Source organism: Microvirga sp. GN3 (assembly GCF_055792825.1).
This window is the reverse complement of the sequence record NZ_JBVVAK010000014.1, coordinates 12,337-30,509: the sequence shown is the minus strand read 5'-3', so window position 1 is coordinate 30,509 and position 18,173 is coordinate 12,337. Positions and strand designations below refer to the sequence as shown.

Here is an 18,173-nt window from a genome sequence, read left to right as displayed (position 1 = left end):
ATCCGCCATGATCACCGCCTCGGACCTCAATGTTTCACGTGAAACATTCGAGAAGCTTGAGCTTCTAGAACGCGAGCTTCGCCGCTGGCAGGCGATCAAAAACCTCGTCGGACCGGCCACTCTTGACCAGATCTGGGAGCGCCATATCGTCGATTCACTCCAGCTTCTCGATCTCGCGCCTGAGGCCAAGACCTGGCTCGACCTCGGCGCCGGCGCCGGATTCCCCGGTCTGGTCCTCGCCATTGCGGGGGCGGAAAGGGGGCTCAAAGTCCACCTCGTCGAGAGCAATTCGCGCAAATGCGCGTTCCTTCGCCACATTGCCCGGCTAGCCAGCACCTCCATCACTGTGCATGAAGCGCGGCTGGAAACTGTGGTGCCCGGCTTCGTCGGCAAGGCCGATGTGGTCTCGGCCCGCGCCTTGGCGTCATTAAGCATGCTGCTGGATTGGACGGCACCCTTGTTGAAAGCGGGGACAATGGGCCTGTTTCCCAAGGGTCGCGACGTCGAGACCGAATTGACCGAGGCTCGGAAAAAGTGGACATTCGAGGCAGAGATCCTGCCAAGCCTGACCGATTCTGAGGCCCGGATTCTTCGCATAACCTCCATCGAGAGCCATTCATGATGACCGACCGCAACGGACCCGAAGCAGGTGCGCATGGTGTGAAGCCGCGCGTTCTCGTGCTCGCCAACCAGAAGGGGGGCGTCGGCAAGACGACGACGGCGATCAATCTCGGCACGGCGCTCGCTGCCATCGGCGAGAAGGTGCTGATTATCGATCTCGACCCGCAGGGCAATGCCTCGACCGGTCTCGGCATTGACCGCAAGAGCCGCAAGGTCTCGACCTATCATGTCCTCGCCGGTGAAGCGTCGCTGGCTGAGAGCATCACCGAAACCGTCGTGCCCGGATTGGCGGTCGCGCCCTCGACTCTCGATCTGCTCGGCGTTGAGTTGGAGATCGCGAATGAGCGGAATCGGTCGCATCGACTCCGCTCGGCGATTCAGAGCCTTTCGGCCTCCGAGGTAAGTGAACCTTTTACCTATGTTTTGATCGATTGCCCGCCATCGCTCAATCTTTTGACCATCAATGCCTTGGTGGCCGCTGACGCGGTTCTAGTCCCCCTTCAATGCGAATTTTTTGCTCTGGAAGGTCTTAGTCAGCTTCTCAAGACGGTCGAACAGGTCCGCTCGGCCCTCAATTCGGATCTGTCGATCCATGGCGTCGTGCTGACCATGTTCGACCCGCGCAACAACCTCTCGGGGCAGGTGGTGGCCGATGTGCGCGAGTTCATGGGCAGCAAAGTTTACGAGACCATGATCCCGCGCAACGTCCGCGTGTCCGAGGCGCCGTCGCACGGCAAGCCGGTGCTGCTCTACGATCTGAAATGCGCCGGTTCGCAGGCCTATCTCCGTTTAGCATCCGAAGTCATTCAGCGTGAACGTGCCCTGCGCGCCGCGTAACGAGAGTTGAGAACAAGTCATGGCGAAGGAAATGAAATCGCTGGGCCGGGGTTTGGCCGCATTGATCGGCGAGGTCGGTGACGAAATCGGCACCATGCAGCAGGGCAGCAAGGGCGGGCAGAAAAAGGTGCCCGTCGAGTTCCTGCGCCCGAACCCGCGCAACCCACGAAAGGCTTTCGAGGATTCGGAGCTTCAGGAGCTGACACAGTCCATCAAGGACCGCGGCATCATCCAGCCCATCGTCGTCCGGCCCCTGCCGAACAAGGCCGATTCATACGAGATCGTTGCCGGCGAGCGCCGTTGGCGCGCGGCACAGAAAGCGGGTCTCCATGAAGTGCCGGTGGTCATCGTCAATATCGATGACAAGACCTCGCTCGAATACGCCATTCTCGAAAACGTCCAGCGCGCCGACCTCAACCCTATCGAGGAGGCGGATGGTTATGCACGTCTGATGGCCGAATTCTCCTACACGCAGGAGAACCTCTCCAAGATCATCGGCAAGAGCCGTAGCCACATCGCCAATATGATGCGCCTGACGGATCTGCCTACGCCGGTCAAATCCCTCCTGGTCGACCGCAAGCTCACTGCCGGACACGGCCGCGCGCTGCTGGCCGTGCAGGACCCGGTTGCTGTCGCTAAGCGCGTCCTGAACGAGGGACTGAGCGTGCGCCAGGTCGAGGAGATCGCCCAGGGCGACAATGGACAGCCGAAGCTCGAAACCAAGTCGATCAAGCCCGGTAAGGCCGAGAAGGACCCGGACACCCGCGCCCTCGAAAAGGCACTGCAGGACGTGCTCGGTCTTACCGTCAGCATTGACCATAAAGGCCAGGGCGGCGAATTGCGCATCAAATACAAGTCCCTGGAGCAGCTCGACGGGTTGTGCCGGCGACTGAATCCGTAAGAAGCGCGATTAGGCAAGTCACATTCCTCGTCATCGCCGGTCTCATGCCGGTGATCTCATTTCTATGAGGCGCGATATTCTTCAAATCGGGATGGCCAGCACAAAGTCGGCCATGACGTGATGGGCGTCATCCCTGACGGCCCGCAGGGCCGGGAAGGGGATCCAGTCCTGCGCTCAGTGTTATGGATTCCCTTCTCCTGCGATGGCTTCGCCATCTCCGGCCGGGAATGACACGCCCGTCCCGTAAGCGCGTGTCCATATCGAGATGGCCGGTACAAGCCCAGGCATCACATAAAGGCTACCGCCGTGCCGCGCGCGCGATGTCGAGCAAGGTCTTCGCCGCAATCGTATCGTCGAGATCAGACAGGCGGCGGGTCTGCAGAAGGTTCGCCTGCAGGAGCGTGATGGCGTTCTTGAGACTGTCGCTGGTCCAGCGTTGGAGATGACGCTCGACCAGGGGTTTGCGCCGGAAATGCAGGCTACGAATGGATTCCATCACGGCCGGGATTGGGCGGCCTTCCTCTACGGAAAGGCGTGCAGTCAGCAGCATCAAGGCATGACGGAGTGCGGCGCCGAGCAGCACGGACGCATTCACGCCTTCGGCTGCGAGACGCCTGGAGCCGGTCTCGAGGCCCGTGCCTTCGCCGCCAAAGGCGGCATCGACCACCGCATCCATGGCGAGGCTCGACACGTCGCTCATGATCGCGTCCACATCGGCAACGGTGATCTCACGCTGGCCGTGGGCGTAGAGCATGAGCTTGGCAAGTTCGCCGCGGGTGGCAAGACGGTCGCCGCCGAGGCTTGCGATCAGAGCAGTTCTGGCCTCGCGTTGAATCGAAAAGCCGTTGGCCTTCAAGGTTTCGTCGACGACGGTGCCGAGATCGCGGCCCGTATCCGCGTAGCAGGGCAGGGCGAGCGCCTTCTGCGAGCGCTCGCAGAGTGTCCGCAACGGCGAGGATTTTTGCAGATCACCGCCCTCAATGACGATCACCGTATCCTGCAACTCACCTTTCAGGACCGCATCGACGGCGGGTGCGATATTGCGCGAGGTCGATTTCACCCAGATCGCGCGCTTCGCCCCGAACAGACCCATCGTCCCGGCTTCATCCGCGAGGCGGGCGGGATCGGCGGCGATGTCGTCGCCGTCGATGCGAATGAGCTGGAAGGGGTCTGACGCATCGTCCACCGAGCGTTCGGCGACCATACGCGCCCGCTCGTTGATCAGGCCCATATCGGGCCCATAGAACAGAAACACGCCGATGCGCGGATCGGGGCGCCGCAGCGCCCCATCCACGTCACCCGCTTTGACGGCGACCATCGACTCAGCTTTGAGTTGCGAGCGTCGCCGACAACCGGGTCTTCACCTGCTGCGCCAAATCCTTGGCGAGCCTGATCTCCGCATCCCGCGCCGCCCGAATGTTGGCGAACCGCTGTGGGAAACGGTCGAAGCTGGTCGACGACGTCGCAACCCCTTGCGTCACAAGGGTTTTTCCGTCCAGGCTCGTCAGGGTGTAGGTCAGCGTTCCGCCGACGATGACGGAGCTGGCCGTGCCGGTCTCGCTGTCGACGACCGGGCTCGACTGGCTCTCGCGCATGGACATCTTCAGGTTGTATTTCTTCGGCGTATCCGACCCCGACCCATTGAGGGCATAGATCATCTCGCTGCGCAGGTAATGCCCCGTATTCGCGAGCGCCGGCGGCCACTCGATCTCCGGCACGTCGATGGAGGCCAGCACCGTCTGAAGCGACTGGCCCGAGGCGGTCGGCCCATGGAGCGGCCGGAAGCAGGCGGACAGGCCGAGAGACAGGCCTGCCACGAGAGCGACGTGGGCGAGAGCCTTGAACTTAAGCGACGACATTCACGATCCTTTGGGGAACCACGATGATCTTGCGGGCGGGCTTCCCTTCCATAGCCTTTTGCACGGCGTCTAGCGAGAGCACAGCCGCCTCGACAGTAGCCTGATCCGCATCGCGAGCAACCGTCACGTCGGCGCGCTTCTTGCCGTTGACCTGCACCGGCAGGGTGATCGTGTTCTCGACGAGAAGCGAACGGTCGACAACGGGCCAGGCCGTGTCGGAGACGAGACCCGGCTGGCCCAGCGACTCCCAGCATTCCTCGGCCAGGTGCGGCATCATCGGCGCCAGCAGCTGCACGAAGATGCGTCCGGCCTCGGCAAAGGCCGAATTCACGCCCGGCTCGTCGCTCGCCTTGGCCTGGTTCGCCAGATCCTGCAGGGAATTGGCCAGTTCGTAGAGATGGGCGACGCAGCGGTTGAAGCGCAGGCGCTCCACATCCTCTTCCACGCTGGCGAGCGCCTTGTGTGCCGCCTTGCGCACTGCGAGCGCAATCGGACCATCACCAGAAACGCCGTCGGCGTTGCCGATGCGCTCTGCAATCTCGCCGACGAGGCGCCACACGCGCTGCACGAAACGGCCTGCGCCCTGCACGCCTTCCTCTGTCCAGATCACGTCACGCTCCGGCGGCGAATCTGACAGCATGAACCAACGGGCCGTGTCAGCGCCGTAGGACGCGATGATCTCGTCCGGATCGACCGTGTTCTTCTTCGACTTCGACATCTTCTCGATCGAGCCGATCTCGATCGGTGCGTCGGTCTCCACATGGAAGGCCTTGCGCGTGTTGCTTACCGTCTCGAAGCGCACGTCGGAGGGCAACACCCAGCCGCCGCTCGCATCCTTATAGGTCTCGTGCACCACCATGCCCTGCGTGAACAGACCCGCGAAGGGCTCGTCGAGGCCGGCATGGCCGGTCTTCTTCATCGCGCGGGTGAAGAAGCGCGAATAGAGCAGGTGCAGGATCGCGTGCTCGATGCCGCCGATATACTGATCGACCGGCAGCCAGGCATCGACGGTCGCGCGGTCCACCGGCTTGTCGGTCAGGGTCGGGTCCGTGAAGCGCGCGAAATACCAGGATGAATCCACGAAGGTGTCCATGGTGTCCGTCTCGCGCCGGGCTTTTCCGCCGCATTGCGGGCAGTCGACATGCTTCCAGGTCGGGTGACGGTCGAGCGGATTGCCCGGTACGTCGAAGGACACGTCCTCCGGCAGCACCACCGGAAGCTGATCCTTCGGCACCGGAACCACGCCGCAGGCATCACAATGGATGACCGGGATCGGGCAGCCCCAGTAGCGCTGGCGCGAGATGCCCCAGTCGCGCAGACGGAAATTCACCTTGCGCTCGCCGACCGCCCGGTTGCCGCGGACCTCGCTCTCCAGGCGGCGGGCGACCTCCTCCTTCGCTTCTTCGATGGTCATGCCGTCGAGGAAGCGGGAATTGATCATCCGGCCTTCGCCATCATAGGCCACGTCCGTGACCACGAAGCTGGCCGGGTCCACGTCCGGCGGGCAAACGACGGGGGTGTTGCCCAGGCCGTACTTGTTGACGAAATCCAGGTCGCGCTGGTCATGGGCCGGGCAGCCGAAGATGGCGCCGGTGCCGTATTCCATCAGGATGAAGTTCGCCACATAGACCGGCAGCGTCCAGTTCGGGTCGAACGGATGCACCGCGCGGATGCCTGTATCGAATCCGAGCTTTTCGGCCTTGTCGATGGCCTCCTGCGCTGTGCCCATGCGCTTGGCTTCTTCGATGAAAGCGGCGAGCTCCGGGTTCTTCTCGGCTGCAGCCTTCGCCAGCGGATGATCGGGCGCAACCGCCATGAACTTGGCGCCGAACAGGGTGTCGGGCCGCGTGGTGTAGATCTGCAGCTCGGTCTCGCCGTTCGGCACGGTCTCAGGCTTCAGGGCGAAGCGCACCAGCAGGCCTTCCGAGCGGCCGATCCAGTTGCGCTGCATCAGGCGCACCTTCTCCGGCCAGCGGTCGAGCGTATCGAGCCTGTCGTCCAGATCCTGCGTGAAATCGGTGATCTTCAAGAACCACTGGGTCAGCTCGCGCTGCTCGACCAGAGCGCCTGAGCGCCAGCCGCGCCCGTCGATCACCTGCTCGTTGGCGAGCACGGTATGATCGACCGGATCCCAGTTCACCTTGGCGGTCTTACGGTCGACGAGCCCGGCTTCCAGGAAGTCCAGGAACATGCGCTGCTGATGCTTGTAATAGCTCGGATCGCAGGTTGCGATCTCGCGACTCCAGTCGATGGCGAGACCCATGGACTGCAGCTGGGCGCGCATAGTGGCGATATTGGCATAGGTCCATTCCTTCGGATGGACCTTGTTCTGCATGGCGGCGTTCTCGGCCGGCATGCCAAAGGCGTCCCAGCCCATCGGATGAAGCACGTTGAAGCCGCGGGCGCGCTTGTAGCGGGCCACCACGTCGCCCATGGTGTAGTTGCGCACGTGGCCCATATGGATGCGCCCCGACGGATAGGGGAACATCTCGAGCACGTAATATTTCGGACGCGGGTCGTCGTTGTTCGTCTTGAACAGGTCGCGGTCGTTCCAGACCTTCCGCCATTTCAGCTCGGCTTCCTTGGCGTTGTAGCGCTCAGGCCTCATTTTTCTTAAGCCATCCGTCGTTTAGCGATTCAAGCGGCTTGCGCCGCAGCATTGGCGCGGACTAGGACACAGCTCTCCCGCGCGGTCAACGGTTTCGCGTCGCGGAGGCGGTCAAGTTTCGACGCATGTGTCGTCCCCGGCGGCCCGAAGGGCTGGGAAGGGGATCTATTGCGGTGTGCCTGACCGTGGACCCCCTTCCCCTACGATGGCCTTCGCCATCTCCGGCCGGGGATGACAGGAGCAGGAGAGGACGTCCATGAGCGAGAACAGCGCGGTCGAAGGCTTGGAACAGGTACGGGCGAGCATCCGTCGCGCGGCCTCCGATTACGGTCGCGACCCGTCGTCCATCACCCTCGTGGCGGTCTCAAAGACCTTTCCGTCCGAAGCGATCGAGCCGGTGCTCGCCGCGGGCCAGCGGGTCTTCGGTGAGAACTATGTGCAGGAGGCCAAGGCCAAGTGGCCCGCCTTGCGCGAGCGTTATGACGGCGTGGAGCTGCACATGATCGGCCCGCTTCAGTCCAACAAGGCCAAGGAGGCGGTAGAGCTCTTCGACGTGATTCATACGCTCGACCGACCGTCGCTGGCTGAAGCGCTGGCAAAGGAAATCGCCAAGCAGGGCCGGAGGCCGCGTCTGCTCGTTCAGGTCAACACCGGCGAGGAGCCCCAGAAGGGCGGCGTGATCCCGACCGAGATCGATGCTTTCCTCGACGCCTGCCGCAACAAATATGGCCTGAGTGTCGAAGGTTTGATGTGCATCCCGCCGGCGGAGGACCCACCGTCGCCGCATTTCGCCCTGCTCAGCACCATCGCGAAGCGCCGCGGACTGACATGGCTCTCCATGGGCATGAGCGCCGATTTCGATGCCGCGATCCAGCTCGGTGCCACCCATGTGCGGGTCGGCAGCGCGATCTTCGGGAGCCGGCCGAAGGCTTGAGCCATCAATCGACCATCAGGACAGTATCGAACTGCTTCTTTTTCCTGTCCCAGAAATGGAGGCTGGTCCGGCCATTTCCGATCCAGAGGATCCCGGGATTTTTGAGCATGACGCGACTTGGATAATGCGTGCAGTCGTGGAACTCACGAAAAGCATTGCCGCAGATCGTATCCCAGGGGCCCCGCTTGGCCAATCCAAGGCCGTCTGACGGCTCCATGCCATCTGGACTGATGACATGAACGCGACCGTTCAGGACCGCGATGAGGCCGCGGGCCCCGTCGATCTTTCGAATCGCGATTAGCGCCTTGTCCTTCTTTCCATCGCCATCGAAGTCGGCTTCGATCATCGCAGGGTCAATGGAATTGGCTGACGCATCCCCAACGCGAGCCTTCTCCTCTTCGGTCGTGAGCGCTCGCCAGAAACCGAAATCTTGCGACAGAGTGCTTGAGACGGGCAGCCAGGAGAGGCCGGCGCTCACGACGGCCAGGATCAGTCTGCGTTCCATGGATGTCCTCGCGATCGCTTCACCAAGGGAGTGCTCGCTATAACAGAACAAACGCCTTCCGGCGGTGAGATGACACACCATCAGCATGCCCACAGCCCAGAAGTGGAAGCTGGGATAGGAAATCTGCTGCCTCTTCGTCATGGCCGGGCTTGTCCCGGCCATCCCGATTGTGAAAAGCGCGGGGCCGCAATCCATCGCTATCATCGGCACAAGGCCGGTGATCCGCTCATTCACACCCGCTCGCTATCCAGCATCGCCATCTGTGCGGATGGATAGCGGTCGCCGGCCGCCGCTCCTTTAGGGACGATCTGCTCGATGGCGGCGAGGTCCTCCTTCGTGAACTTTACATCCAGCGCACCGAGAGCCTCCGTCAGCCGATCGCGCCGACGAGCGCCGACGAGGGGGACGATGTCCTCGCCCTGCGCCGCCACCCAGGCGATGGCGATCTGCGCGACGCTGACGCCCCTGGCCTCGGCCAGGCGCCGGAGGCCTTCGACCAGCGTGAGATTCTTCTCCACATTGCCGTCCTGGAAGCGCGGGCTGTGACTGCGGAAATCGCCCTGACCTTGACCGCCCTTCTGCCAATGGCCGCTGATCAGGCCGCGGGAGAGAACGCCATAGGCGGTGATGCCGATGCCGAGGTCGCGACAGGTGGACAGGATGCTGTCCTCGATGCCGCGTGAGATCAGGGAATATTCGATTTGCAGGTCGCAGATCGGGTGCACGCTGGCAGCGCGGCGAATGGTGTCGGCGCCGACCTCTGAGAGGCCGATGTGGCGCACATAGCCAGCCTTCACCAGATCGGCGATAGCCCCGATCGTGTCCTCGATCGGGACGTCGGGATCGAGTCGCGAAGGGCGGTAGATGTCGATGTGATCGACCCGCAGACGCTGCAGGGTATAGGCGAGAAAACTCTTGATGGCTTTCGGCCGGGCATCGTAGCCGAGCCAGTTCCCGGCCGGATCGCGCAGGGCGCCGAATTTGACGCTGATGAGGGCCTGATCGCGGTTGCAGCCCTGGAGCGCCCCGCCGATCAGCATCTCGTTATGGCCCATGCCGTAGAAATCGCCTGTATCGAGCAAGGTGATGCCGGCCTCCAGCGCCGCATGGATGGTGGCGATGCTCTCCGCCCGGTCCGAGGGTCCATACATGCCTGACATGCCCATGCAGCCGAGACCGAGGGCGGATACGGAAGGGCCGGATTTTCCTAAACGGCGCTGTTGCATCTGATGATCTCCTGAAAATGTCGGCCAGCGTATTCGCTGGCATCAATGGATCATGCCCGCTTCCGGTTCGTGCGATAATCCGGCATAACCGGAACAGGCTGTTTGGATTTTCGAACAATGAGCGATGTCGATCTGGCTGATCTCGAAGCCTTCGCGGCGGTGGCGCGGGCGCGGAGCTTCCGCAGCGTGGCCCGCCTGCGCGGGGTTTCGGCCTCGTCTCTGAGTGAGGCCCTGCGCCGGCTGGAGACGCGGCTCGGGGTGCGGCTTCTGAACCGAACGACGCGCAGCGTCACGCCGACAGAAGCGGGCGAGCGGCTGTTGGAGCGTTTAGGGCCCTCCCTGAGCGAGGTCGCGGCCGCGCTCGATGCGGTCAACGGCTTTCGTGATTCGCCGACCGGGACCTTGCGCCTCAACGTACCCACCGCCGTGGCGCGGCTGGTGCTGCCGCCGATCATTGGGCCGTTCCTCGCCGCTCATCCAAGCATCGTCCTCGAGGTGACCACCGAGGACAGCTTCGTCGACGTTCTGGCGGCCGGGTTCGATGCCGGCATCCGCTACGACGAGCGGCTCGAGAAGGACATGATCGCCGTGCCCATCGGCCCGCGCGTGCAGCGCTTTGTGGTCGCCGGAGCGCCCGCTTATTTCGCTGTTCACGGCCGGCCCACGCACCCGAAGGACATCCTCAATCACACCTGTATCCGCCACCGCTTCGCCAGTGGAATCATGCACCCCTGGGAGTTCGAGCGCGACGGCGAGATCGTGAAGATCACGCCCAATGCCCGCGTGATCGCCAACAGCATCGATCTCGAGATCGCGGCAGCTGTTCAGGGACTTGGGCTGATCGCCACCTTTGAGGGATTCGTCGAACCGCATGTGAAGAGCGGCGCCCTGGTACCGGTGCTGGAAGACTGGCTGCAGCCATTTTCCGGACCCTTCCTCTATTATGCGAGCCGTCGGCACATGCCGGCGCCCCTGCGGGCCTTTGTCGATTTCATCAAGCGCTGACCGGATCCGCCCATCGGCGACATTGCATCCACGGCATTTTCCGGTTAAGCCTCACGCTCCGATCTCATTCGAACCAGGGAGGGCTGCATGTTGGAAGCGATGCATCAACGCAAGTTCGGCCCCTGGCATGCCCTGCAGCAGCTTGTTGCAGGGCCGACCACCGAGCGGATCTGACAATCTTCTGATTGTCCTCACCTCATTCTGGTCAGCTCTGAACGGCTCAACGCGCTCGTAGCTCCGCAAGGATCCGGCGCGTCCGACACGTTCCAGACTTTTCGCGCTTGTGATGGCTTGAGAGCCCGAGCGCGCCGCACCAGTGAGATTTACCCCATGGCTTCCTTGAGCCTTCGCAATGTCACCGTCATTGCCCATACACCCCTGTTCCAGAACCTGAACCTCGTCATCGGCGAGGGCGATCGCCTCGGGCTCGTTGCCGCGAACGGCGCCGGAAAATCGACGCTTCTGAAATGTCTCGCGGGTCTCATCGAGCCGACGCACGGCGACATCGTCCGCTCGCGCGGATTGCGCGTCGCGCTCGTGAAGCAGGACGTTCCCGACAGCCTGCTCGGCCTGTCCTTGCATGATGTCCTGCTCAACGTCCTACCGCCGGATGAGCGGGAAAATCAGGCATGGCGCGTCGACATGGTGCTTGATGAGTTCGAGACACCCGTTGATCTGCGCACTCTTCCGATGCACGCACTCAGCGGCGGCTGGCAGCGGCTGGCGCTGATCGCCCGCGCCTGGATCACCGAGCCCGATCTGCTGCTGCTCGATGAGCCCACGAACCATCTCGATCTCGAAAAGCTGTTCAAGCTGGAAGCCTGGATCAATGCGGCGGGCTATAGGGCGCCGATCGTGGTGGCGAGCCACGACCGCGACTTTCTCGATGCCTGCACGACGAAAACGCTGTTCCTGCGGCCGGAGGAATCGATCTCCTTCGCGCACCCCTATCGCCGCGCCCGCGAACTGCTTGACGCACACGATTCAATTGCACAGACGCAGCGCGACAAGACCCTGCGCGAGGTGAAGCGTCTGCGCCAGAGCGCGCAGGAATTGCGCAATGTCGGCATCAATAGCGGCAGCGACGCAGCGCAGTTGAAATCGGCGCAGATCAGACGGCGAGCCGATGCGCTGGAGCAGTGCGCGCGCGCCGTGCACAAGGAGCGGCCGGGCGAGATCAGGCTCGGCAATCGCGGCACGCATGCGCGCGTGCTCGCGACGCTTGAAAATGTCACCGTGCAGGCGCCGGACGAGCGCAAGCTCTTCGCGATTCCAAAGCTCGATGTGGCGCAGGGCGACCGGATCGTGGTGCTCGGTCGCAACGGTGCGGGCAAGTCGCAGCTCGTCCGCCTACTGCACAAGGCGATGCATGAGCCCGATGGTTTAGCCGGCATCCGCGTGAGTCCGAGCCTCGCCCTCGGCTATGTGGATCAGGATATGCAGCAATTGCCCGGGAAGGACACGGCGCACGATTTCATCCTGTCGCGCTTCCGCCTCGGCGATCAGCGCAGCCGCGCGGTATTGGCGGAAGCGGGCTTTTCCATCGAGAAGCAGAAGCTGCCCATCGCGAAATTGTCGCCCGGTCAGAAGGCGCGGCTCGGGCTTCTGGCGTTGCGCCTGTCCGAGCCGAATTTCTATCTCATGGACGAGCCCACCAACCACGTGGACATTCCAGGCCGCGAGCAATTGGAATCGGAAATCCTCGATGCGGAAGCTACCTGTATCGTCGTGTCCCACGACCGCAGCTTCGTCAAAACCATCGGCACACGCTTCCTGCTCATCGAGAAGGGCAGGCTGCGCGAGATCGACGGGCCGGAGATGTTTTATGAGACAGTGGTCGGTTGAGCAGTATTGGCAAACCACAACGCGTCATGCCCGGCCTCGTGCCGGGCATCCACGTCTTCTTCCTGGCATAATCCTCATCCTGAGGAGGTGAGAGAGTTTGTGATGAAGACGTGGATGGCCGGGACAAGCCCGGCCATGACGGCGGTTCCTTGCTCTATGATCCAAGCTGCCGTAGGAGCGCCCGCGCCAACACATCAGCGCCCCCTGAAGAAAATTCGAGATAGAGATAAGGATCGATCAACTCCAACTCCGTCAGTATGAAGCCATCGGGACGAACGAGTCCGTCGACACGAGCGTAAAGCGGCACCTGCGCGAGATGGCCGAGGTAGTCCTGCGCGGCATCGATCACGTCTTGGCTCACGTCCACGCGCTCATAGGTCGTGCCAAACTGCTGGTTGGCCCGCCATTCGCCGGCTTTGAGCACGCGACGGACGGCATGGGAGAACGCGCCTTCGATGAAGGTCAGGGTCGTCTCGCCAAGCGCCCCGATATCCTCCTGATACTCCTGCAGCAGCGACTCACCGGTTATCCCTTTGAGAGACCATTCGGCGCGCTTGTCCCAATCCAATTTGCGAACGCCGTGTCCGCTCTGGCCCGACACCGGCTTGAGAACGGCGATGCGCCAGCCTTTCTCCTCCATCCGCTGCTCGATGGCCTCGCGGCTGACCTCGGACAGGTGAAAGGTATTGAGGACGGCAAGACCTGCTTTCGCCATCTCCAGAAGATAAGTCTTGCGGAAATTCCAGCGCAGGAGCTTGGGAGGATTGATGAGCCGCGTACCCCTGGCTTCGAGCGCGTCGATCCAGCTGAGGAACCGCTCGGGATTGTCGTAATAATCCCAGCAGCATAGGGGCAGAACGGCATCGGCCGCCGCGAAGGTTTCCAGCGGCGTCGTCTTCCAGGGCAGATAGGAGGCCTCGGCACCGCTGGACCGCAGGGCACCAAGCAAAGCCTCAAGGTTCGGCGTCGGATGCGGGTACTCCGAGCAGGTAGCGATCAGGATGGCCGTCATCAGCCGACGATCTCGATCCGCGTGTCCGGCCCGATCCGCTCCAAGAGTCGGCGGATCACGCGCCTGTCGACAGCGACGCAGCCCTCCGTCGGCAGGAAACCGGGACGGGCGAGGTGCAGGAAGATGGCGCTGCCGCGGCCCTTGACGATGGGGCCGCGGTTCCAGGCAATGTCGAGCACCACGTCATAGAGATGATCGTCGCGCCACATCTTTTCGTGGCTGGTGGGACTGGGCAGGGGGATGAGGCGGTTGTAGCGGCGGTCCCTCACGTCGTCGGACCAGCCGTCGGTGGGACGGATCGGCCTTAAGCGCAGGCCGGTCCGGGGGCGCGGGCCGTGATCGGGACGGTAAAAAGCCTGCAGAATCTTGAAGCGCCCGACCGGCGAGGCGCCGTCACCCTCGCGCTTGGCTCGGGCCGTCCCGCAGCGTCCGAGCGCGCAAGGAAGGACGAGATTGCCGGCCTCGAGCCGCCCGCGCCGGTGGTCGAGCGGGGAGCGGAAGACGCGGATGACATTGACGTGAGACAATTTCATAGGCAGTGGAAGGGCCTTGAACGCCCCCTTGTTGTCAAGCTGGGAATGATTACTCTTATGCGTCAAGCATGATCTAAAAGCTCAAGGTTCGCGCCGGCTCACGCTAGGCTGCGATTTTTCGATCGGGATCATGTGCGGCGACAAGGGAGCGAACGAACCGGCTCAAGGCTGACGTGTTTTCGCTTTTTGAAAGCCGTGCTGACGCCTTTACGATTCATCGTGTTGAAAGGTTTGAGATGTCGAATGCCAGCCGCCTCCTCGTCGTCGATGACGATCAGGACCTGCGCGACACCCTAGCCGAACAGCTCGGATTCTATGACGAGTTTCAGGTCGCAACCGCCGAGACGGCCACGGGCGCCATCGAGGCGGTGAAGGGGGACCGGGTCGATCTCGCCATCATGGATGTGGGCCTGCCCGACATGGATGGGCGCGAGGCAGTCAAGGTTATGCGCCAGAACGGCTTCCGCAGCCCGATCATCATGCTCACCGCCCAAGGATCTGACACGGATACGGTGATGGGCCTGGAAGCCGGCGCCAACGATTATGTGGTCAAACCCTTCAAGTTCGCCGTGCTGCTTGCCCGCATCCGGGCGCAGCTGCGCCAATACGAGGCGAGCGAGGATGCGGTGTTCCAGATCGGGCCCTATATCTTCCGCCCGGGCTCGAAGCTGTTGACCACCGAGAAGGGCTCCAAGCTCAAGCTGACGGAGAAGGAGACGGCGATCCTGCGCTATCTCTACCGCGCCGGTCAGGCGGTTGTCGGGCGCGACACGCTGCTCACCGAGGTCTGGGGCTACAATTCCAATGTCACCACCCACACCCTTGAGACGCATATCTATCGCCTGCGCCAGAAGATCGAATCCGATCCATCGAATGCCAGCATCCTGGTCACCGAGCCCGGCGGCTACAAGCTGATTCCCTAAAACCCCATGGCGCTCGACGATGATATCGCAGTTTTAAGCCAGGCTCCGCTGTTCAACCTGCTGGAGCGGGATGCCCTGCGCCTCGTCGCCTTCGCGTCGGAGAACCGGACCTATCGCGAAGGGGATGTGCTGTTCAAAAAAGGGGATCGCTCGGACGGCGGCTACGTGGTGAGCCGCGGCGCCATCGCGCTCGATGCCAGCGATGACGGTTCGCCCGAAGCTTTCCTGGCCGGTCCAGGCTCTCTCATCGGGCAGGCGGCCCTGTTCGCCCGCATCGAACGTCGCGCCACTGCCACCGCCCGCGAGCCCTCGGCGATCATCCGCGTGACGCCGAGCCTCATGCGCCGGGTGCTGGAGGAATTCCCGGACGCTGCGGCGGCCATCCAGGAGGCCATGGCCGAGGAGCTGAACCGCCTCACGGAAGGCCTGGAGCGGGTGCGCCAGCAGCTCATCGCCATCGACGGGGAGAGTGGCCCGGCGGCGCTGCCGGACGAGGACGAGAATCGGGGTTAGACCTGAGTGTCATCCCGGACGAAGCGCAGCGAAGATCCGGGATTGCAAGACGAGGATGGCGCGACCAAACCCTCTCCCCCCTTGTGGGGGAGAGTTAGAGAGGGGTGGGGGAGAGTTAGAGAGGGGGTGTGAGCGATAGCCTATCCGTGTATGGCGCCAGCACCCCCCTCCCTAGCCCTCCCCCACTAGCCCTCCCCCACAAGGGGGAGGGAAACAACGCCTCATCTCAAACGATCCCGGATCGGCTGCGCCGTCCGGGATGACGGCTTTTTCCGAACGAGTCTCTGCCGCTGCTTACAGCTCCAGCACCGCCGTCACGGGAGCATGGTCGGAGGGACGGTCCCAGCCGCGGGTTTCGCGGGTGACGTCGATGGAGCGTAAGCTGTCCTTCATGCCCTTCGACAGCCAGATGTGATCGAGCCGGCGGCCCTTGTCGGCGGCGGCCCAGTCGGGCGACCGGTAGCTCCACCAGGAATAGATCTTTTCAGGTTCGGGGCGCAGGATGCGCATGGCGTCGATCCATTCCGCCTCCTGGCGCAGTTCCTCCAGCATTTCAGTCTCGACAGGCGTATGGCTCACCACATCGAGGAGCTGCTTGTGGCTCCAGACGTCGTGTTCGAGCGGCGCCACGTTGAGATCGCCCACGAGAATGGCCGGTGCGGAGGTGGGTTTCGCCTTGCCGCCCCATGAGCGCATCTCGGCCATGAAATCGAGCTTGTGCTTGAATTTCTCGTTCAGTCCCGGATCGGGAATGTCGCCGCCGGCGGGGACATAAAAGTTATGGATCGTCAGGCCCGCGGCCGCCTTGGCCTCCCGGCTCAAGGTGACGGTGATGTGGCGCGCATCCTGCCGGCCGCACATCTCCATCACGCTGTTCTCGGAGAACGGATAGCGGGACAGGATGGCGACGCCGTTATAGCCCTTCTGGCCCATATGGACGACGAAGGGATAGCCGAAGGCCTGCAGCTCCTTCAGGGGCAGCTTGTCGTTCGGGCATTTGGTCTCCTGCAGGCACAGGATGTCGGGGCGGCGCTCCTTCAGGAAGCGGCCCACCTGATCGAGGCGCAGGCGAACGGAATTGATGTTCCAGGTCGAGACGGTCAGTTGCACGGGAAGAGCCCTTCGAAAGACCCTATCCGGCTACGACAGATTTGGGCTGGAGGGAAGCGTGGCAGAACGCGTGGCGCCTATTTGTTCCCGCCCACGATGGCTTCGTACTGGATCTTGAACAGATCCTGGTCGATCCGGCGGCCGCGCTCGATCTTGTTGAGGGCGACTATCGTCTGGAAGCCCTGCGCATCGATGATGCGCCACTGATTCAGGCTCTCCACCAGGGGATCGAAAGTGAGGGTGATGCGAGAGGTGCCGCCCAGCGTCGACGAATCCTCCAGATTGATGCGGACCGAATCGCCGTCGTTGGTGATGCCGGTGATCCGGATATCCTGGCCGAGATTGACCTGCTCGCGCAGCAGGAATTTCAGCGGCGTCTGAGAAATTGAATAAAGATCCTGGGTCGCGAGCTTGCGGTCGCGCACGGCGACGGATCGTCCATCGGCGATCACCTGGAGAGTGGCGGGCGGGTCGTATTCGAACCGCACCTTGCCGGGGCGCTGGAGATAGAGCGTGCCGCCCTGTCGGCGTCCGTCACCCCCCACCTGCGTAAAATCGGCCACGAGGGTGGTCAGATGTGTGAAATAGGCATTGGCCCGCTCCACCACCGTGCTGTTCGGCAGGGGCTGCCGCAGGGCCACAGGCTCCACAGCCGCGGTCACGATGGGCTGGGGCGTGATGGCGATGGGTTCCGGCGCGGTGGGCTTCTGGGGTTCCGCCATGATCGGGCGGCTCGGCGGAAGCGGTGCGGTCGCGGCCAGGACCTGCTCTCCATTGGCCGGCTGGGAAATGACCGGCCGGAACGGCTGAGCATCCGCTACCGGAGGCGTTGCGCGATGGAACGCGGCCGTCGGCAGGTGAGGGGGCGAAGGGCTGAAGCCCTGAGCGGTAACCGACCGGGCAGAGGGGAGGATCATCTCGATTGGCAGCGTCGTCTGTGCCATGGCCGGCAGGGGACCCGCGACAAGGGCCATCACCAGGCTGGCGAGAGGGACGGGACGCATCCGATCAAGTCTCCTTCGGAACATGATATTGACCGCTGCTTGGCCATTGCGCATGGCTCAAGAATGACGCAGGTCAGCGGCCAAGGTTCCAGCGCGGATCCTTAATCCTCTCCCATCCCCGGAGTTTCAAGCAGAATCTCGCGTTTTCCGGCGTGGTTGGCGGGCCCGACGATGCCCTCGTTCTCCATCCGCTCCATCAGCGAGGCGGCGCGGTTGTAGCCGATCTGCAGCCGGCGCTGGATGTAGCTCGTCGACGCCTTCTTGTCGCGTAAGACCACCGCCACCGCCTGATCGTAGAGATCGCCGCCCGGCGCCCCGAACTCGCCCTGGTCGAACACCGGCGTGTCCGCACCGGCACCACCGCCCTCGTCCTCCTCGGCCGTGACGGCCTCGAGGTACTGCGGCCGGCCCTGGCGCTTCAGATGCGCCACCACCTTCTCGACCTCCTCGTCGGAGCAGAACGGCCCGTGCACGCGCGTGATCCGCCCGCCGCCGGCCATGTACAGCATGTCGCCCTGGCCCAGAAGCTGCTCCGCCCCCATCTCGCCCAGGATCGTGCGGCTGTCGATCTTCGAGGTGACCTGGAACGAGATCCTTGTCGGGAAGTTCGCCTTGATCGTGCCGGTGATCACGTCGACCGACGGCCGCTGCGTCGCCAGGATGACACAGTAGGACCGCTGCGTCGCCGGCAGCCAGCTGCACTAGTGGCCGTGCTAGTTCCGCTTGAAGGGCTGTTC

General features: G+C 63.1%; 17 protein-coding genes and 1 pseudogene. 8 read left to right on the top strand and 10 right to left on the bottom strand.

The window, feature by feature from the left end:
* Positions 1-7 precede the first annotated feature (7 nt).
* The 3 genes from rsmG to ACS5Q1_RS09440 are packed head-to-tail and all read left to right on the top strand — an operon-like array spanning position 8 to position 2,359.
* Positions 8-622 (top strand): 16S rRNA (guanine(527)-N(7))-methyltransferase RsmG, encoded by a 615-nt coding sequence (gene rsmG / locus ACS5Q1_RS09450; protein ID WP_473097967.1) that lies wholly within the window; start codon positions 8-10, stop codon positions 620-622.
* Positions 619-1,458, top strand: a complete 840-nt coding sequence (locus ACS5Q1_RS09445) for a ParA family protein (protein WP_203441876.1) — start codon at positions 619-621, stop codon at positions 1,456-1,458. The genes rsmG and ACS5Q1_RS09445 overlap by 4 nt, the downstream gene beginning before the upstream one ends.
* Before the next feature lie 19 nt (positions 1,459-1,477).
* A complete protein-coding gene (locus ACS5Q1_RS09440) occupies positions 1,478-2,359 on the top strand; it encodes a ParB/RepB/Spo0J family partition protein (protein WP_473097913.1) in 882 nt (293 codons plus the stop codon).
* Between the two features lie 298 nt (positions 2,360-2,657).
* Here ACS5Q1_RS09440 and holA read toward each other — a convergent pair whose 3' ends face one another.
* The 3 genes from holA to leuS are packed head-to-tail and all read right to left on the bottom strand — an operon-like array spanning position 2,658 to position 6,826.
* Complete coding sequence (gene holA / locus ACS5Q1_RS09435) at positions 2,658-3,677, bottom strand: DNA polymerase III subunit delta (protein WP_473097912.1); 1,020 nt, start codon at positions 3,675-3,677, stop codon at positions 2,658-2,660.
* A gap of 4 nt (positions 3,678-3,681) precedes the next feature.
* Positions 3,682-4,218, bottom strand: coding sequence for an LPS assembly lipoprotein LptE (lptE, locus tag ACS5Q1_RS09430; RefSeq protein WP_473097911.1), 537 nt, complete (start codon positions 4,216-4,218; stop codon positions 3,682-3,684).
* On the bottom strand, positions 4,205-6,826 hold the full coding sequence (leuS, locus tag ACS5Q1_RS09425; RefSeq protein WP_473097910.1) for a leucine--tRNA ligase: 2,622 nt from the start codon (positions 6,824-6,826) through the stop codon (positions 4,205-4,207). Before leuS ends, lptE begins: the two co-directional genes overlap by 14 nt.
* 256 nt (positions 6,827-7,082) lie before the next feature.
* Between leuS and ACS5Q1_RS09420 the strand changes: the two genes are divergently transcribed.
* Entirely contained in the window at positions 7,083-7,760 is a 678-nt protein-coding gene (locus ACS5Q1_RS09420) for a YggS family pyridoxal phosphate-dependent enzyme (protein WP_473097909.1), read from the top strand.
* 4 nt (positions 7,761-7,764) lie between these two features.
* On the opposite strand, the gene ACS5Q1_RS09415 is transcribed toward ACS5Q1_RS09420, so the two are convergent.
* Both ACS5Q1_RS09415 and ACS5Q1_RS09410 read right to left on the bottom strand, forming a co-directional pair.
* Positions 7,765-8,265 carry a hypothetical protein gene (locus tag ACS5Q1_RS09415; protein WP_473097908.1) on the bottom strand — a complete coding sequence of 167 codons (501 nt, stop codon included), beginning with the start codon at positions 8,263-8,265 and terminating at the stop codon, positions 7,765-7,767.
* Positions 8,266-8,495: 230 nt separating this feature from the next.
* Positions 8,496-9,491: an aldo/keto reductase gene (locus ACS5Q1_RS09410; RefSeq protein ID WP_473097907.1), complete on the bottom strand. Its 996-nt coding sequence runs from the start codon at positions 9,489-9,491 to the stop codon at positions 8,496-8,498.
* A gap of 117 nt (positions 9,492-9,608) precedes the next feature.
* Here ACS5Q1_RS09410 and ACS5Q1_RS09405 point away from each other — a divergent pair, with 117 nt between their 5' ends.
* A complete protein-coding gene (locus tag ACS5Q1_RS09405) occupies positions 9,609-10,496 on the top strand; it encodes a LysR family transcriptional regulator (protein ID WP_473097906.1) in 888 nt (295 codons plus the stop codon).
* 330 nt (positions 10,497-10,826) lie between these two features.
* Positions 10,827-12,341, top strand: coding sequence for an ABC-F family ATP-binding cassette domain-containing protein (locus tag ACS5Q1_RS09400; RefSeq protein WP_473097905.1), 1,515 nt, complete (start codon positions 10,827-10,829; stop codon positions 12,339-12,341).
* Between the two features lie 154 nt (positions 12,342-12,495).
* Here ACS5Q1_RS09400 and ACS5Q1_RS09395 read toward each other — a convergent pair whose 3' ends face one another.
* Positions 12,496-13,353 (bottom strand): ATP-grasp domain-containing protein, encoded by an 858-nt coding sequence (locus ACS5Q1_RS09395; RefSeq protein WP_473097904.1) that lies wholly within the window; start codon positions 13,351-13,353, stop codon positions 12,496-12,498.
* Positions 13,353-13,886, bottom strand: a complete 534-nt coding sequence (locus ACS5Q1_RS09390) for a L,D-transpeptidase family protein (protein ID WP_473097903.1) — start codon at positions 13,884-13,886, stop codon at positions 13,353-13,355. Before ACS5Q1_RS09390 ends, ACS5Q1_RS09395 begins: the two co-directional genes overlap by 1 nt.
* 236 nt (positions 13,887-14,122) lie before the next feature.
* Between ACS5Q1_RS09390 and ACS5Q1_RS09385 the strand changes: the two genes are divergently transcribed.
* A complete protein-coding gene (locus ACS5Q1_RS09385; protein ID WP_203441888.1) occupies positions 14,123-14,809 on the top strand; it encodes a response regulator transcription factor in 687 nt (228 codons plus the stop codon).
* A gap of 6 nt (positions 14,810-14,815) precedes the next feature.
* The gene (locus ACS5Q1_RS09380) at positions 14,816-15,322 is read left to right on the top strand and encodes a cyclic nucleotide-binding domain-containing protein (protein ID WP_473097902.1); all 507 of its coding nucleotides are present in this window, start codon (positions 14,816-14,818) and stop codon (positions 15,320-15,322) included.
* 294 nt (positions 15,323-15,616) lie between these two features.
* Here the strand turns inward: ACS5Q1_RS09380 and xth are convergent, their stop codons facing one another.
* From xth to ACS5Q1_RS09365, 3 genes and pseudogenes are all read right to left on the bottom strand, one after another.
* On the bottom strand, positions 15,617-16,432 hold the full coding sequence (gene xth / locus ACS5Q1_RS09375; RefSeq protein WP_473097901.1) for an exodeoxyribonuclease III: 816 nt from the start codon (positions 16,430-16,432) through the stop codon (positions 15,617-15,619).
* Positions 16,433-16,509: 77 nt separating this feature from the next.
* Positions 16,510-17,436, bottom strand: a complete 927-nt coding sequence (locus ACS5Q1_RS09370) for an outer-membrane lipoprotein carrier protein LolA (protein WP_473097900.1) — start codon at positions 17,434-17,436, stop codon at positions 16,510-16,512.
* A 101-nt stretch (positions 17,437-17,537) separates the two neighbouring features.
* Positions 17,538-18,101 (bottom strand): annotated as a pseudogene (locus tag ACS5Q1_RS09365) (DNA translocase FtsK); the annotation flags it as partial.
* Positions 18,102-18,173 lie beyond the last annotated feature (72 nt).

What these genes read in the sequence shown, in the direction of transcription:
- rsmG (WP_473097967.1), top strand. Translation starts at nt 8, where the DNA reads ATGATCACCGCCTCGGACCTCAATGTTTCACGTGAAACATTCGAGAAG.
- ACS5Q1_RS09445 (WP_203441876.1), top strand. Translation starts at nt 619, where the DNA reads ATGATGACCGACCGCAACGGACCCGAAGCAGGTGCGCATGGTGTGAAG.
- ACS5Q1_RS09440 (WP_473097913.1), top strand. Translation starts at nt 1,478, where the DNA reads ATGGCGAAGGAAATGAAATCGCTGGGCCGGGGTTTGGCCGCATTGATC.
- holA (WP_473097912.1), bottom strand. Translation starts at nt 3,677, where the DNA reads ATGGTCGCCGTCAAAGCGGGTGACGTGGATGGGGCGCTGCGGCGCCCC.
- lptE (WP_473097911.1), bottom strand. Translation starts at nt 4,218, where the DNA reads ATGTCGTCGCTTAAGTTCAAGGCTCTCGCCCACGTCGCTCTCGTGGCA.
- leuS (WP_473097910.1), bottom strand. Translation starts at nt 6,826, where the DNA reads ATGAGGCCTGAGCGCTACAACGCCAAGGAAGCCGAGCTGAAATGGCGG.
- ACS5Q1_RS09420 (WP_473097909.1), top strand. Translation starts at nt 7,083, where the DNA reads ATGAGCGAGAACAGCGCGGTCGAAGGCTTGGAACAGGTACGGGCGAGC.
- ACS5Q1_RS09415 (WP_473097908.1), bottom strand. Translation starts at nt 8,265, where the DNA reads ATGGAACGCAGACTGATCCTGGCCGTCGTGAGCGCCGGCCTCTCCTGG.
- ACS5Q1_RS09410 (WP_473097907.1), bottom strand. Translation starts at nt 9,491, where the DNA reads ATGCAACAGCGCCGTTTAGGAAAATCCGGCCCTTCCGTATCCGCCCTC.
- ACS5Q1_RS09405 (WP_473097906.1), top strand. Translation starts at nt 9,609, where the DNA reads ATGAGCGATGTCGATCTGGCTGATCTCGAAGCCTTCGCGGCGGTGGCG.
- ACS5Q1_RS09400 (WP_473097905.1), top strand. Translation starts at nt 10,827, where the DNA reads ATGGCTTCCTTGAGCCTTCGCAATGTCACCGTCATTGCCCATACACCC.
- ACS5Q1_RS09395 (WP_473097904.1), bottom strand. Translation starts at nt 13,353, where the DNA reads ATGACGGCCATCCTGATCGCTACCTGCTCGGAGTACCCGCATCCGACG.
- ACS5Q1_RS09390 (WP_473097903.1), bottom strand. Translation starts at nt 13,886, where the DNA reads ATGAAATTGTCTCACGTCAATGTCATCCGCGTCTTCCGCTCCCCGCTC.
- ACS5Q1_RS09385 (WP_203441888.1), top strand. Translation starts at nt 14,123, where the DNA reads ATGTCGAATGCCAGCCGCCTCCTCGTCGTCGATGACGATCAGGACCTG.
- ACS5Q1_RS09380 (WP_473097902.1), top strand. Translation starts at nt 14,816, where the DNA reads ATGGCGCTCGACGATGATATCGCAGTTTTAAGCCAGGCTCCGCTGTTC.
- ACS5Q1_RS09370 (WP_473097900.1), bottom strand. Translation starts at nt 17,436, where the DNA reads ATGCGTCCCGTCCCTCTCGCCAGCCTGGTGATGGCCCTTGTCGCGGGT.